The sequence below is a fragment of the Streptococcus sp. ELY_86 genome, assembly GCF_058314495.1.
This window is the reverse complement of sequence record NZ_JBZFUK010000001.1, coordinates 52,255-66,263: the sequence shown is the minus strand read 5'-3', so window position 1 is coordinate 66,263 and position 14,009 is coordinate 52,255. Positions and strand designations below refer to the sequence as shown.

Here is a 14,009-nt window from a genome sequence, read left to right as displayed (position 1 = left end):
GTGAAGAAAATAAAATGAGATTAGAGCCGAACGACGCCTCAAAAGTCAGACAGAAAATCTAACGATCGAGAGTGCAGTTCATTCCTAACCTCATTATATTTTTATATACGGCAAATCACTTTATTTACTGTCTGTCCAAGAAGCAACTTTCTTAGGATGATTTTTTATCCATTTTTTAGCAGCTTTCTCAGGAGAAGTACCGTTACTGATATCGAGCATGACCGATTCCATATCGCTCTGCGACCAATTAAAGCTGTCGATAATTTTATTGACCTCAGGCATATCCTTTTTCAGTCCCTTGCGGGTAATTGAATGAATACTTTCGCTGCTGCCGAAGGATTTTTCAGGATCTTTTAAGTATTTTAACTTATACTTGGCAAATATCCAGTGAGGCGACCAAGCGGTAACAACAATTTCTTTTTTACTGTTATACGCTTGATCCAAACTGGTCGTCATAGCTCCTGTTGAAGAAGACACAACTTCCCAGCCAGACAGATTATTATAGGCTTTTTGCGCCTTTTGAGCAGACTTCATGATACCGGCACCAGGCTCAATACCTGTAATTTTTTTATCGGCTTGGTCGCTTAAATCTTCAATGCTGTTGACATTTTTCATATAAGTTGGTACAGCAAGACCCAGCTTAACACCTTTAAGATTTGATCCTAGATCAACAACATCCTGCTTATACTTTTTGTATTGGTCTGCATGCGTATTTGGCAGCCAAGCGCTGACGGTAGCATCGGTTTCACCTTTAGCGATTGACTGCCACATAACAGCATTGTCAAGCGGCGTCATCTCTACTTTATAGCCTTGTTGTTTTAGCACTTGAGCTAATACGTTGGTAGAAGCAACTTCCGAATCCCATTCAACATAGGTCAGCTTGACTGTCTGTCCGGTACCTGCTGAGTTTCCCTGTACAAATATGCGGGCAAGGGCAGAAAAAACAAATAATGCAAGAGCTGCGACAGCAATGTAAGTATTTGCTTTTGAAGATTTCTTCTTAGCATCTGTGACTTTTTGGTTGGCAGTCTGACTGAAGCGGTCAATGATAATTGCTAAGATAACCAAAGCCAGTCCATTGACGAAACCTGAACCGATATCAGCATGCTGCAGGGCAGACAGAACACCGCGGCCAAGACCAGGTGCTCCGATCATAGAACCTGTAACAACCATGGAAAGCGCCAGCATAATCGTCTGGTTAACACCGGCCATAATTGTATTTTTGGCTAAGGGCAGCTCAACCTTGAACAATTTTTGTCTTGGAGTGCTGCCAAAAGCATCCGCTGCTTCAATCAGCTCTGTCGGAATTTCGCGAATAGCAAGATTGGTAAACCGAACAGTCGGAGGCAAGGCAAAGATAACAGAAGCAAATACCCCCGGAACAATACCGATACCAAAGAAAGCAACAGCCGGTATCAGGTAAACAAAGGCAGGCATGGTCTGCATGAAGTCCAAAATAGGATTGATCACTTGTTTAACGGTATCATTCTTTGCCATCCAAATTCCCAAAGGAATCCCGATAACAATGGAAACAAAACTGGATACCAGAACCAAGGTGAACGTATTGATCAAATCTCCCCACAGGCCTTGATTATAGATAAAGAGCAGGCCGAGCAGGGTAAATGACGGCAGTGTCCACTTCTTTCCGGCTAAGAAAAAGGCGGCAGCGGTCACTAAAACAATTAAGAGCAAAGGATTAATAAATGACAGGGTATTGGTAATCCCATCCATGATAAAGTTCCCGACCGACTGGATTAAGTTAAATAAACCAGAAAAGGTGTGTGTCAGCCAGTTGGTGAATCCTTCAATCCAATCAGCAACAGGTAATTTTCCTATCAAAAGTACATTCAAAACTATTCTTCCCCTCCTTCTGCATCATCTCTGGTGTTAGCGAGAGCTTCGATAACACGGCCCTTGATAATGACACCTAAAAGCCGGTTATTATCATCCGTAACTGCGATTGGTGCAGCTGAGTCATAAATCAGAGGCATAATATCTGTAATAACAGTATCTTTAGAAACTGTTCGCACATCGCGGTCAACGACATCGGCCAAAGAAAGTCCTTTGCGTCTTGCTTCGATAGCAGCTTCTGCAGTGACCGATCCTACCAATTGACGGCGGCGGTCAGTAGCCATCAGCATGCTGACTTCTTCATTGTGCATTCTTGTCAGAGCCACCTGAGGACCGTCAACTTCAATAGCTGTTGTCAGCGGTTTGATCATGATATTTTGAGCTGTTAACACTTTAGAACGGTCAACATCTTCAACAAATTCGCGGACAAAATCATTAGCCGGTTTGGTCAAAATTTCTTCACCGGTACCAATCTGCATGATTTGCCCATCCTTCATCAGGGCAATACGATCGCCGATTCTCAGCGCTTCATTCAAATCGTGAGTAATGAAGATAATTGTCTTTTGAACCTTTTCTTGCAAGTCCAGCAGTTCATCCTGCATTTCCTTACGGATCAACGGGTCCAAAGCCGAGAAAGCTTCGTCCATCAAAAGAATCTCAGGATCATTAGCCAGAGCACGCGCTAAACCAACACGCTGCTGCATACCGCCGGAAAGCTGATTCGGATACTGGTCTTTAAAAGCCAGCAGATTCGAATTGTCAAGAGCACGTTCAGCCAGTTCGACCCGTTCTTCTTTAGGAACGCCTCTCAGCTCCAAACCAAACTCCGTGTTTTCTAAAATGGTTTTGTGAGGAAAGAGTCCGAAATTTTGGAACACCATATTCAGTGTATGCCGTCTGACTTCACGGAGTTCTTCGGCATTCATCTTAGATATATCACTGCCGTTGATGTAGATATCTCCTGAGGAAGGTTCAATTAAGCGGTTTAAAAGCCGAATCAGGGTTGACTTCCCTGAGCCGGAAAGTCCCATAATGACAAAAACCTCACCTTCTTTGACATCAAAACTGACATCATAGACACCTACTGTAGCGCCTGTTTGTTCTAAAATTTCTGTCTTGCTTTTTTGTTTTTTGATCATCTCAAGCGCTGCTTTTTGCTTTTTACCAAAAATTTTGGTGAGATGCTTGACTTCAAGTTTGTTCAAGTATATCCCTCATTTCTAATCTATTTCCAAAAATCAACTGACCACACTATTATATAATTATATGGTCAGTATGTCAAAGAGAAAGGCAGGCAGACGCCTGCAATATTTATTAAATTATTGTGTCATAAAATGTCAAAAAGATTTTTCATCCGAGAAAAAGAACGGTCATCACCGACAAAATAAAGAGTATCGCCTTTTCTGACGGTAGCATAGGGTCCCGGCGATAAAAGCAGCTCTCCTTGACTTTTAAGAGCTACTACCGTTGCTCCCGTCTGATGCCACAAATTCAAATCCACTAAGCTTTTATCAAGATTGGAGCTGTTACTATCAAGAACCAATTCAAACGGTTCAAAGGGAAATTTCTTGCGAATCAGACTGGCCTGTGATAAAAATACTTCAACCATCTCATTCATCGCTTCCAGCTCTTCTTTTTGCCTTGTTAAACTGGCCTGAATATTCTGCTTGATTTCCCGTAAGCCTGAAGTGGCCTCGAACTGATCCAGAAATTCAATGGCTTTATCCCTGGAAACAACAACAACCCCGCTTCCCTGCTTAACTGAAACGATATCTAAATCAGCCAGTACATTGATTGCCTTTCGGGCAGTCTCAGGAGAAACATTGAAATAGCTGGAAAGGGTTGAACGGGATTTTAATTTTTGACCCAGAGGAAATTTACCATCAACAATGCGTTGAGCAATTCCGATAGCTACCTTTTGATAGCGGGGATTGCTGACCATTTTTTCTTTTACTGCCATTGTCCTTACTCTACTTATTTTCTAGATAAAATTCAAAACGATCGCCAACATACTGGCTGCGAACATATTCAAACGGAGTGCCGTCTTCAAAAAAGGAAATCTGTGTCAGGCTTAAAACCGCATGACCGCGCGAAATTGCCAAATAATCAGCTGTTGTTTCACTGGCGTTGCTGGCCGAAATAGTCTGCTGACTTTTGCCGATGACAAAGCCGTTATCTGTCAAGGTCTGAAAGAAATGCTTGGTAATGTCTTCTTTGTTGAAATTTTTTATAATTTTTTCAGGGATAGCTGCTACTTCAAAAACGACAGGAATATCATCGGCGTACCGCACACGTTCCATTCGGATTACATAGGCATTGGGCTTAATATCCAAAAATTTAATTTCCTGCTCGCTCGGATGTACTCGCTTATAGGAAACGACTTTAGTTGAGGGGGTTTTCCCCTGTGATTTGACGATTTCAGTAAAACTTGTTGTCCCGCGCATCTTGTCCTGAACACGGCTGCTGGCAACATAAGTACCGCTTCCCACACGGCGCTCTAAAATCCCCTCCTCAACAAGCAGCGTTATAGCCTGTCTGAGTGTCATCCGACTGACTTCAAAGCGGTCTGCCAGATCGCGCTCACTGGGCAGGCGGGTACCGATTTTCCACAGACCTTCATCAATCTCCTTTTTAATCTGATCATGGATCCGAATATAAGCTGGTAGCATCCTTTCTCCTTGTCAATAAAACGGTTTTGTATTTATAGTACCAAATTTACAGACCTTTTGCAAAAGCTCCTGACTGCTGACTGAGCTTTCTGGCCAGGTTTTCCTGAAAATCTGCTGTCAAATTCTGCAAATTGTGCTAAAATAAAGTGATTATGTCTTTGCTAGCTGGCCTAGTGAAACAGTGAAAGAAAGGGAGACAATGACTGACATTAAAGACATTCAAAAAATCATTGTACTTGACTACGGCAGCCAGTACAATCAGCTTATTGCCCGCCGCATCCGCGAGTTCGGTGTCTTCTCAGAGCTGAGAAACCACCGAATCACAGCTGATGAAGTTCGGGCTATTAACCCCATCGGTATTATCCTATCCGGGGGACCGAATTCTGTTTATGCTGATGACGCTTTTGGAATTGATGAAGGTATTTTTGAACTCGGCATTCCCATTCTTGGAATCTGCTACGGCATGCAGCTGCTGACAGATAAACTCGGCGGTAAGGTCCTTCCGGCCGGTCAGACCGGAAACAGCGAATACGGTCAGTCGCTTCTTCGTTTAGCAGCTGATTCAGAGCTCTTTAATGGAACACCTAAAGAACAGACTGTTTTAATGAGTCATGGTGATGCTGTTACTGAGATTCCTCAGGGCTTTCGTCTTATCGGTGATTCTACAGACTGTCCTTATGCTGCTATTGAAAATACCGACAAAAAAATTTTTGGCATCCAGTTTCACCCTGAAGTCCGGCATTCGGTTTACGGCAATGATATCCTGCGCAATTTTGCCCTTAACATCTGCGGCGGCAAGGGAGATTGGTCAATGGATAATTTCATTGATATGGAAATTCAAAAAATCCGTGAGCAAGTAGGCAGTCGCAAGGTTCTTTTGGGACTTTCGGGCGGAGTTGACTCATCGGTTGTCGGCGTTCTTTTGCAGCGGGCTATCGGTGATCAGCTGACCTGTATTTTTGTTGACCACGGCTTGCTTCGCAAAGGTGAAGGTGACCAAGTTATGGAAATGCTCGGCGGCAAATTCGGTCTCAATATCATCCGAGTTGACGCTTCAAACCGCTTTTTAGACCTTTTAGCCGGTGTGGAAGATCCCGAAAAGAAACGAAAAATCATTGGCAATGAATTTGTCTATGTCTTTGATGATGAAGCCAGCAAACTCAAAGGTGTTGATTTCCTTGCTCAGGGAACACTCTACACAGACGTTATCGAATCAGGTACCGAAACAGCTCAAACCATCAAATCACACCATAATGTCGGCGGTCTGCCGGAAGATATGCAGTTTGAGCTGATTGAACCTTTGAACACACTCTTCAAAGATGAAGTTCGGGCACTTGGCACTGCCCTTGGCATGCCTGATGAAATTGTCTGGCGCCAGCCTTTCCCTGGACCGGGTCTTGCTATCCGTGTCATGGGAGAAATCACCGCAGAAAAATTAGAAACCGTCCGTGAATCCGATGCTATTCTCCGCGAAGAAATTGCTGCAGCAGGCTTGAACAGAGACATCTGGCAGTATTTCACAGTCAATACAGGTGTCCGGTCGGTCGGTGTTATGGGAGACGGCCGCACTTATGACTATACTATCGCCATTCGGGCTATTACATCTATCGATGGTATGACAGCAGACTTCGCCCGTATCCCTTGGGATGTTCTTCAAAAAATTTCTGTTCGCATTGTTAATGAAGTTGACCACGTCAACCGCATTGTCTACGATATCACCAGCAAACCGCCGGCAACGGTTGAGTGGGAATAAATGACTAAACTAATTTGAAGTGAAATGGTTGGTTTAACAGCAATGTGAAAATAGAGCTAAAATGACTTGGTTCTCCGTTAAAACCCCATCAGAAAATTATTTCTGATGGGGTTTTTAGGCTGTTCAAATTCAACAGAAAAGTGGTGGTTGAATTTTCAAATTTCTCCAAAAATTCCATACAAAAAAATCTGATGAATTTGCTCAACTTCTCTCTCTAAATTCTCACTATCGGATAACTGGTTTCCGATATTATTGAGAGCTTCCATAACATTTAATATAAGCTCTGTTGACAACTCCTTAGCAATAGCACCTTCATCTTTTCCCAGCTTAATATAAGAACGATAAATCTCACGTTTTTTAGCAGCAATCGCTTTCGTCAGCAGTTTTGAAAAAGTGGGATCTTTCATCGTTTTTTCTTTGAAATAGGCAGAAATCTGCTGACTCATTTTTTCCTGACACAGCGCTAAAGCCTGATGTAATTTTGTTTTGAAATCTTCATCACCGGTTAAAATACTCTCAGCTTCCTGTGTAATTTCTTCAAACAATTCATTAACACACAGAGCTACCAGATTGTCTTTGCTCTCAAAATAATTGTAGATAGAAACAGGAGATACTTGTGCTGCTTTTGCAATAGACTTTATACTCGTTTCTTTAAAACCTTTTTCTTTAAACAAATGCAGAGCTGCTTGAATAATAGCTCGCTTCTTTTTCTGGGTTGTTTTTTGATATTGATTCATTTGAATACCTCATTACTATCAATTATAGCACAACTTTGAAATATATTAACTTATATTTCATTTTTCTTGACATTATTCCTTGATTTCTATATAATAAAGTTTGAATTTTATCTATTATTATTTCAAACTTTTCTCAAAAAAGAGGTGTGTTTTACATGTTTACTCAATATCTTATTAACCAAGCTAAAAGGCCTAGTGGTGCTGTTGGCCGAATGATTACCAAAATCTGGTCTTCCTATTTTAAGGAGCTCACCCTTTGGGCAATCAGACAGACGACTGTCCCAGATCATAGCCGGATTTTAGAAGTCGGCTATGGCGGAGGCAGCACCATCAAAAACCTTCTTGCTTTAAATAAACACCTTGAGATCAATGGAATAGATATTTCCAAAGAATCTTATCAAACCGCAAAATGGATGAATTCAGATTCGGTACAAAATGGCAGTGTCCGGCTTAGGATTGGAAATGTGGAATCCCTACCCTATCAAAATGATTATTTTGATCTTGTGTTTGCCATTCAGACCCATCTTTTTTGGGAAGATTTGAAAAAGAGCTTTCAAGAAATCTACCGAGTCATGTCTAACCATTCCGCTTTAATCGTTGCCTCCGAAAAAGATAAACTAAATTATCACATGACAGCCTATCGCACAACCCATGAGTTGAGTAAATTGTTAAAAAGCATTGGCTTTTCTAAAATTGAGAAAAGTGAGAATCAAAATTGGGTTTTATACACTATCTACAAAACTGAAGAGAAATGATCCAAGAAACAGACGTTTCCCCAGTGAGCATATAGGAATAGACTGCTGCAGCGCGGTAAAATGTAAAACAAACCAAAGACCCTCTGAAAATTTTCAGAGGGTCTTTGGTTCGTAATAATCCATCATCCCCAAACTTCGTCGAGAATTTCCTTTACCAGAGCCAGCTTCTTCCACTGATCCTGTTCGGTGATAAGGTTCCCTTCTTGGGTCGAAGCGAAGCCGCACTGTGTGGCCAGCCAAAGTTGGTCCAGCGGCAAAACCTTTTGAGCTTCGCGAATGCGTTTGATGATAGCCTCCTTATCTTCCAATTGTCCGTCTTTGGTAGTAATAAGTCCCAGTACAGCCACCTTATCAGGATTTTTAAAAGCTGCTAAAGGTTCAAATCCGCCAGCTCGATCAGTATCATATTCCAGAAAATAGGATGTGGCATTTTCACGTCCAAACAGTGTTTCAGCAACAGCTGTGTAAGGACCGCTGGTCGCATAAGTTGATTGATAATTGCCGCGGCAAATATGAGTGTTGATGGTTAAATCATCCGGAAGATTTTCCAAAGCCTTGTTATTAATGTAAAGAAGACCTTCGCGAATAGCGTCCTTGTCTACTTCTCCTTTGGTAACCGTCTTATAAAAATCATCATCCATGATGATACCCCAGGTGCAGTCATCCAATTGGACAGTTCGGGCACCTTCTTCATAAAAAGCGAGGATAGCCTGATGATAAGCTGCCGCTAAATCCTCAATGAGTTCTTGCTGGTCAGGATAGACAGCCAAAGCTTGTTCGATATTTTTACCCCTTTGCAATTCGACTAAACACTGAGCGGGAGCGGGTATGGTTATTTTAGCCTCTACACCGCGTTCGTCTGCCAGTTTCTTTAAAAATTGATAATGCTGGATAAATGGATGGTGATCTTTTACAAAACGGATTTTTCCACTGACAACTGCCGAGTCGTCGTTGGTTTCAACCCCTTGAAACAAGAGCCCTTGGCCATACTGAGAACGTTCAATACCGTCAAATCCCCAGAAAAAGTCCACATGCCAGTTCGCACGCCGAAATTCTCCATCTGTCACTTTTTCAAGTCCGGCAGCGACTTCTTTATCCACTAAATCTGTGATTAAGCGATCTTCTATGGCCGTCAATTCTTCTCGGGAAATTTTTCCGCTTTCAAATGCTTGGCGGGCTTCTTTTAATTCAGTCGGGCGAAGAAAAGAACCGACATGTTCAAAATATTTTTTCGTCATTTTATTAACCTCGTTTGTTTTGATAAGGCTATTTTACCAAGGGACTATATAGTTGTAAATTATGTTTTTCTCATACAGATATATAGCTAATAACTATAGCAAGTGCTCCTGCTTGCCCCATGAAAAAACACCAACGAGAGTAATCATCAAGTTGGTGCGTTTCTTTTCCAGTAATTAAAAAACTATTTTCCCCAGAGGAAATCAATAAGAAGCTTATCCAATTGAGGATTTTCATGTAATTTACTGTGACTTGCTAACTCGCCGGTAAAGCGATGCTCTTTATATGATTTCGCTCGGTCAGCAATGAGGTATTTCAGTGTGCGGGAAGACTCATTGGTAACTAAACCATCAGAACCATCACCTATGTCGCCGTAGAGATTCAAAACATGCACTTGGTTTTTGGGATAACGCTCGCGCAGTTTCAGCAAACGCTGATATGCTGAGGTCATCTTATTGGGACGTCCTGTTTTGCTGTCTACGGTCAGCCCTTCTGGCAGCTCATAGCCTCTAATACCATCAAAATGTCCGGCGATATCGACTTGTTTTTGCAGCTGAGGAAGTTTTTTATTTTGAGCGTTAGCCAGCAGGTAAAAATGAATAGCCATATTTCCCATGGAATGCCCTACCATGTTCATTTTCTTAAAATGATAAACGGTCTGCAGCTTACGGACAACGGCTTTGGCATAGCGGCCGTCAGCAGCATAATCGGTGTTGCGGTTATCTTCAAAATTGACCTTAACAATCGGATTGACAGCATTTTTAGGGATGTCTCCAGCTAAAGTAACTTTTCCTTTTCGATCAACATTGGCAAGGATAACCGTTTTTGTGACACCGGCATTTTTGGCAGCTTCTACCATATGCGTTTCCGCATGGGCACTGCTTCCATAGCCATGAAAGAAAATTGTCGGCGTCTGTGATTGAATATAATTCGCTTTATTTAGAGCATTAGCCTGGCTTTGATAGTAAAAAAAGGTCAAGGCTCCAGCAAAAGCTGTTATCAGGCCGATAAGCAACAGTTTCTTTTTCATTTGCAGTACTTTCTTTATTAACTTGAATCGTTATTCTATCATATTTTTCGGAAAAATAGGGGAAAATTATGTTTCAAGTTTTTTAAAATCAAGAAAATAATTGACAGCATACTTTCAAAAGGGCAAAGAAAAGCGAACTGAATTTTATTTCAATTCGCTTTTCTTAAATGAAATGCTACCCACTTTCCCTTAAAACAATCCAAGCGCCGTTCCGTCAGCAGCGACATCCATGTTGAGCGCTGCCGGCTTTTTAGGAAGACCCGGCATAGTCATCACATCACCTGTTAAAGCAACGATAAATCCGGCTCCTAATTTAGGAACTAATTCACGGATGGTAATATCAAAGCCGGTCGGTGCGCCTAAAAGACTAGGGTCATCAGAAAAACTGTACTGCGTTTTAGCCATGCAAATCGGCAGCTTGTCCCAGCCGTTTTTAACAATTTGTGCAATCTGAGTTTTAGCTTTCTTTTCAAAGACAACCTTGTCAGCCCGGTAAATCTCACGGGCGATTGTAGTGATTTTTTCTTCAATGGTTAAATCATTGTCATACAAACGTATATAGTCAGCCGGTTTCTCATCAATTGTTTTGACAATCGTTTCTGCCAGCTCGACGCCGCCTTCGGCTCCCTTGGCCCAGACACTTGCCAGCTCGACAGGAACATCAATTTCAGCGCACAGTTCCCGCAAAAGAGCAATTTCTTCTGCGGTATCGGTCACAAATTCATTGATAGCTACAACCGCAGGAATACCGTACTTGCGGATATTTTCAACATGGCGGGCCAAATTGGCAAAACCTGCTTTAACAGCCGCTGTATTTTCTTTGCCGAGGTCATCCTTAGCCACGCCGCCGTTCATTTTAAGCGCACGAACAGTTGCAACGATAACAACAGCATCCGGACTTGCAGGCAGATTAGGCGTTTTGATATCAAGGAATTTTTCAGCACCAAGGTCAGCACCGAATCCGGCCTCTGTTACCGTATAGTCAGCCAAACGCATAGCTGTCGCAGTTGCCAGAACAGAGTTGCAGCCATGAGCGATATTGGCAAATGGGCCGCCGTGAACAAAGGCCGGCGTTCCGTAAATGGTTTGGACCAAATTAGGCTTGATAGCATCTTTCAGAATCAGAGCCAGTGCCCCTTGCACTTTCAGATCGCGAACGTAAACAGGTGTTCTGTCATAGCGGTAACCGATCATAATATTGGACAGACGCTTTTTAAGATCTTCAAGGTCTGTTGCCAGACAAAGAATAGCCATGATTTCAGAGGCAACCGTAATGTCAAAACCATCTTCGCGCGGAATGCCGTTGACCGGACTGCCCAATCCTACAGTCACATGGCGCAGGGCACGGTCATTGAGGTCGAGGACGCGTTTCCAAATAATGCGGCGCTGATCAATTCCCAATTCATTTCCTTGATGCAGATGGTTGTCAATGAATGCTGCTAAAGCGTTATTAGCGGTTGTTATAGCATGCATATCACCTGTGAAATGCAGATTAATATCTTCCATGGGCAGGACTTGAGCATAACCGCCGCCGGCTGCACCGCCCTTGATTCCCATGACCGGCCCTAAAGAAGGTTCACGAATGGCAATCATCGCTTTTTTGCCGATTTTATTGAGAGCATCAGCCAAGCCGATAGTAACAGTTGACTTTCCTTCTCCCGCCGGAGTCGGGTTGATGGCAGTCACCAGGATCAGTTTCCCCGGCGTGTTTTTCTCAACTGCTTTAATTTTGTCAAAGGTCAGTTTGGCCTTATATTTGCCGTAAAGTTCAAGATCATCAAAACTAATTCCTAATTCTTTGACAATATCAGCAATCGGCTGCAGTTTGGTACTTTGTGCGATTTCAATATCCGTTTTCATGATGGCTCCCATCCCTGTTTTTTCTTTATTATAACAAAGAACAATAAAAAACGCACTTTATTTCTATAGATAATTCAAAATGTTCGGATTTCATGAAGATTCTGCTCGCTATTTTAATTGCCAATCGGTTTTAAGCTGCATTTGTCTAAGAATCTTTTTTTATTTACTAAATCTTAAATTTACAGTAAAATAACACTATGAAAATTTTGATTACATCCGGCGGTACTACCGAAAAAATCGACCAAGTACGAGGTATTACCAACCATTCAACAGGCCGTCTGGGAAAACAGATAGCAGAGCGTTTTTTGGCAGCAGATCACCAAGTCACCTTGGTGACTACTGCTTCTGCCGTAAAGCCTCCTAAACAAGAAGGACTCTCGATTCTGGAAGTCTCCACAGTTGCCAGTTTGATTGACACTTTGGAACCCTTAGTTAAAACACATGATGTCCTAATTCACAGCATGGCAGTATCTGACTATACGCCTGTTTATATGACAGATTTGGAAGAAGTCGAACATGCCGACAATCTGAAGCAGCTTTTAACCAAGCAAAACACACAGACCAAAATCTCATCCCAGGCAGACTATCAGGTGCTTTTTTTGAAGAAGACTCCCAAAGTTATCGGTTTGGTCAAACAGTGGAATCCGGCCATAAAATTAATCGGATTTAAACTGTTGGTAAATGTCGATAAAAATGAGCTCTTTCAGGTAGCACGCACCAGCCTAGACCGTAATCAAATGGATTATGTTCTGGCAAATGATTTAACTCAAATTTCAGCTGAGCGGCACACAGCTTATCTCTTGGATAAGACTGCGGCTTACAAAGCGCAGACAAAGGCTGAAATTGCCGATTTAATTTTTGAGAAGGTGACTGACAATGACTAAGACTATTTTACTGGCTGTTTCCGGCAGCATCTCTGCTTATAAGGCCGCTGATTTAACCAGTCGGCTGACAAAATCAGGCTACAATGTCAATGTTTTAATGACCGAAGCGGCGGCGCAGTTTATCACGCCTTTAACACTGCAGGTTTTATCAAAAAATCCTGTCCATACGGATGTGATGCAAGAGAATGATCCGCAAGCTGTTAATCATATTGAACTGGCCAAAAAAGCCGACTTATTCTTACTGGCACCGGCATCTGCCAATACGATAGCTCATTTAGCCCACGGCTTTGCTGATAATATGGTGACCAGTGTTGCCTTGGCTCTGCCGCAGGAGGTTCCAAAACTCTTTGCTCCTGCAATGAATACCAAGATGTATGACAATCCTGCCACGCAGCATAACATGGACATGCTTAGGCAGTTCGGCTATGAAGAAATCGAACCTCGTTCCAGTCTTCTGGCTTGCGGTGATGTCGGACGCGGTGCTCTGGCAGATCTCGACACCATCATCCAAAAGGCGGAAAACACTTTATAAGACGTCATTGAAAAGCTTGTCAGATTGACAGTAAACCTGTATACTAAAAATACTTTATGCTTTCAAGGAGAATCTATGACTAAAAAAAGAAGTTCATCTGATATCGCCGTTATTGCCATCTTTTTTGCAGTAATGCTGATTATTCACTTGCTTTCCAGCTTTATTTTTAATTTGTGGCCGGTTCCCATTAAACCAACCATTGTCCATATTCCGGTTATTATCGCTTCTATCGTCTATGGTCCCCGCATCGGAGCCGTTTTAGGCGGTCTGATGGGACTTATCAGTGTTGTCAATAACAGTATTATTTTGCTGCCTACCAGCTATCTTTTTTCACCTTTTGTGGAACACGGCAATTTCAAGTCTCTGATTGTGGCTTTGGTGCCCAGAATTCTCATCGGTATTTTCCCTTATTTCGTCTATAAACTGCTGAAAAATAAGCTCGGCCTCATCTTAGCCGGTGCTGTCGGTTCAGCGACCAATACTGTTTTCGTCCTTACCGGAATTTTCATTTTCTTTGCTTCTGTCTATGGCGGCAACATTCAAACGATGCTGGCTGGCATTGTTTCTGCAAACTCGATTATTGAATTAATCATCTCTGCAGCCTTGAGCGTTATTATTGTTCCCCGATTGCTAAAACTGAAAAAATAATCACGTGAAAACGTGATTTTTTTTAGTGAAAGTGATATAATGAAAGCGGTTAAA

General features: G+C 42.2%; 13 protein-coding genes. 5 read left to right on the top strand and 8 right to left on the bottom strand.

Going from position 1 to position 14,009, the window contains the following annotated elements; translation table 11 throughout:
• Nucleotides 1-120: 120 nt before the first annotated feature.
• From AC4HAN_RS00310 to AC4HAN_RS00295, 4 genes are all read right to left on the bottom strand, one after another.
• Complete coding sequence (locus AC4HAN_RS00310; RefSeq protein WP_491090429.1) at nucleotides 121-1,851, bottom strand: ABC transporter permease/substrate binding protein; 1,731 nt, start codon at nucleotides 1,849-1,851, stop codon at nucleotides 121-123.
• A 2-nt stretch (nucleotides 1,852-1,853) separates the two neighbouring features.
• A complete protein-coding gene (locus tag AC4HAN_RS00305) occupies nucleotides 1,854-3,056 on the bottom strand; it encodes a quaternary amine ABC transporter ATP-binding protein (protein WP_491090427.1) in 1,203 nt (400 codons plus the stop codon).
• A gap of 122 nt (nucleotides 3,057-3,178) precedes the next feature.
• On the bottom strand, nucleotides 3,179-3,811 hold the full coding sequence (locus AC4HAN_RS00300) for a GntR family transcriptional regulator (protein WP_491090425.1): 633 nt from the start codon (nucleotides 3,809-3,811) through the stop codon (nucleotides 3,179-3,181).
• A 10-nt stretch (nucleotides 3,812-3,821) separates the two neighbouring features.
• Nucleotides 3,822-4,520 (bottom strand): GntR family transcriptional regulator, encoded by a 699-nt coding sequence (locus AC4HAN_RS00295; RefSeq protein WP_491090423.1) that lies wholly within the window; start codon nucleotides 4,518-4,520, stop codon nucleotides 3,822-3,824.
• A 199-nt stretch (nucleotides 4,521-4,719) separates the two neighbouring features.
• On the opposite strand from AC4HAN_RS00295, the gene guaA reads away from it, so the two are divergent.
• A complete protein-coding gene (gene guaA / locus AC4HAN_RS00290) occupies nucleotides 4,720-6,273 on the top strand; it encodes a glutamine-hydrolyzing GMP synthase (protein ID WP_491090421.1) in 1,554 nt (517 codons plus the stop codon).
• 155 nt (nucleotides 6,274-6,428) lie between these two features.
• Here the strand turns inward: guaA and AC4HAN_RS00285 are convergent, their stop codons facing one another.
• On the bottom strand, nucleotides 6,429-7,010 hold the full coding sequence (locus tag AC4HAN_RS00285; protein ID WP_491090420.1) for a TetR/AcrR family transcriptional regulator: 582 nt from the start codon (nucleotides 7,008-7,010) through the stop codon (nucleotides 6,429-6,431).
• 155 nt (nucleotides 7,011-7,165) lie between these two features.
• Between AC4HAN_RS00285 and AC4HAN_RS00280 the strand changes: the two genes are divergently transcribed.
• Complete coding sequence (locus tag AC4HAN_RS00280) at nucleotides 7,166-7,765, top strand: class I SAM-dependent methyltransferase (protein ID WP_491090419.1); 600 nt, start codon at nucleotides 7,166-7,168, stop codon at nucleotides 7,763-7,765.
• 122 nt (nucleotides 7,766-7,887) lie between these two features.
• Here the strand turns inward: AC4HAN_RS00280 and AC4HAN_RS00275 are convergent, their stop codons facing one another.
• The 3 genes from AC4HAN_RS00275 to AC4HAN_RS00265 all read right to left on the bottom strand — a co-directional run bounded on the left by AC4HAN_RS00275 (nucleotide 7,888) and on the right by AC4HAN_RS00265 (nucleotide 11,891).
• Nucleotides 7,888-9,003 carry a 5-methyltetrahydropteroyltriglutamate--homocysteine S-methyltransferase gene (locus AC4HAN_RS00275; RefSeq protein ID WP_491090418.1) on the bottom strand — a complete coding sequence of 372 codons (1,116 nt, stop codon included), beginning with the start codon at nucleotides 9,001-9,003 and terminating at the stop codon, nucleotides 7,888-7,890.
• Nucleotides 9,004-9,185: 182 nt separating this feature from the next.
• Entirely contained in the window at nucleotides 9,186-10,031 is an 846-nt protein-coding gene (locus AC4HAN_RS00270; RefSeq protein WP_491090417.1) for an alpha/beta hydrolase, read from the bottom strand.
• Between the two features lie 189 nt (nucleotides 10,032-10,220).
• On the bottom strand, nucleotides 10,221-11,891 hold the full coding sequence (locus AC4HAN_RS00265) for a formate--tetrahydrofolate ligase (RefSeq protein WP_491090416.1): 1,671 nt from the start codon (nucleotides 11,889-11,891) through the stop codon (nucleotides 10,221-10,223).
• 197 nt (nucleotides 11,892-12,088) lie between these two features.
• Here AC4HAN_RS00265 and AC4HAN_RS00260 point away from each other — a divergent pair, with 197 nt between their 5' ends.
• From AC4HAN_RS00260 to AC4HAN_RS00250, 3 genes are all read left to right on the top strand, one after another.
• A complete protein-coding gene (locus tag AC4HAN_RS00260) occupies nucleotides 12,089-12,775 on the top strand; it encodes a phosphopantothenate--cysteine ligase (RefSeq protein WP_491090415.1) in 687 nt (228 codons plus the stop codon).
• The gene (coaC, locus tag AC4HAN_RS00255; RefSeq protein ID WP_491090414.1) at nucleotides 12,768-13,307 is read left to right on the top strand and encodes a phosphopantothenoylcysteine decarboxylase; all 540 of its coding nucleotides are present in this window, start codon (nucleotides 12,768-12,770) and stop codon (nucleotides 13,305-13,307) included. Before AC4HAN_RS00260 ends, coaC begins: the two co-directional genes overlap by 8 nt.
• A 75-nt stretch (nucleotides 13,308-13,382) precedes the next feature.
• Nucleotides 13,383-13,955: an ECF transporter S component gene (locus AC4HAN_RS00250; RefSeq protein WP_491090413.1), complete on the top strand. Its 573-nt coding sequence runs from the start codon at nucleotides 13,383-13,385 to the stop codon at nucleotides 13,953-13,955.
• Nucleotides 13,956-14,009 lie beyond the last annotated feature (54 nt).

Excerpts from the sequence above, each read along its gene's own strand:
- AC4HAN_RS00260 (WP_491090415.1), top strand. The coding sequence starts at position 12,089 with ATGAAAATTTTGATTACATCCGGCGGTACTACCGAAAAAATCGACCAA.
- AC4HAN_RS00280 (WP_491090419.1), top strand. The coding sequence starts at position 7,166 with ATGTTTACTCAATATCTTATTAACCAAGCTAAAAGGCCTAGTGGTGCT.
- AC4HAN_RS00295 (WP_491090423.1), bottom strand. The coding sequence starts at position 4,520 with ATGCTACCAGCTTATATTCGGATCCATGATCAGATTAAAAAGGAGATT.
- AC4HAN_RS00250 (WP_491090413.1), top strand. The coding sequence starts at position 13,383 with ATGACTAAAAAAAGAAGTTCATCTGATATCGCCGTTATTGCCATCTTT.
- AC4HAN_RS00285 (WP_491090420.1), bottom strand. The coding sequence starts at position 7,010 with ATGAATCAATATCAAAAAACAACCCAGAAAAAGAAGCGAGCTATTATT.
- AC4HAN_RS00300 (WP_491090425.1), bottom strand. The coding sequence starts at position 3,811 with ATGGCAGTAAAAGAAAAAATGGTCAGCAATCCCCGCTATCAAAAGGTA.
- AC4HAN_RS00265 (WP_491090416.1), bottom strand. The coding sequence starts at position 11,891 with ATGAAAACGGATATTGAAATCGCACAAAGTACCAAACTGCAGCCGATT.
- guaA (WP_491090421.1), top strand. The coding sequence starts at position 4,720 with ATGACTGACATTAAAGACATTCAAAAAATCATTGTACTTGACTACGGC.
- coaC (WP_491090414.1), top strand. The coding sequence starts at position 12,768 with ATGACTAAGACTATTTTACTGGCTGTTTCCGGCAGCATCTCTGCTTAT.
- AC4HAN_RS00270 (WP_491090417.1), bottom strand. The coding sequence starts at position 10,031 with ATGAAAAAGAAACTGTTGCTTATCGGCCTGATAACAGCTTTTGCTGGA.
- AC4HAN_RS00275 (WP_491090418.1), bottom strand. The coding sequence starts at position 9,003 with ATGACGAAAAAATATTTTGAACATGTCGGTTCTTTTCTTCGCCCGACT.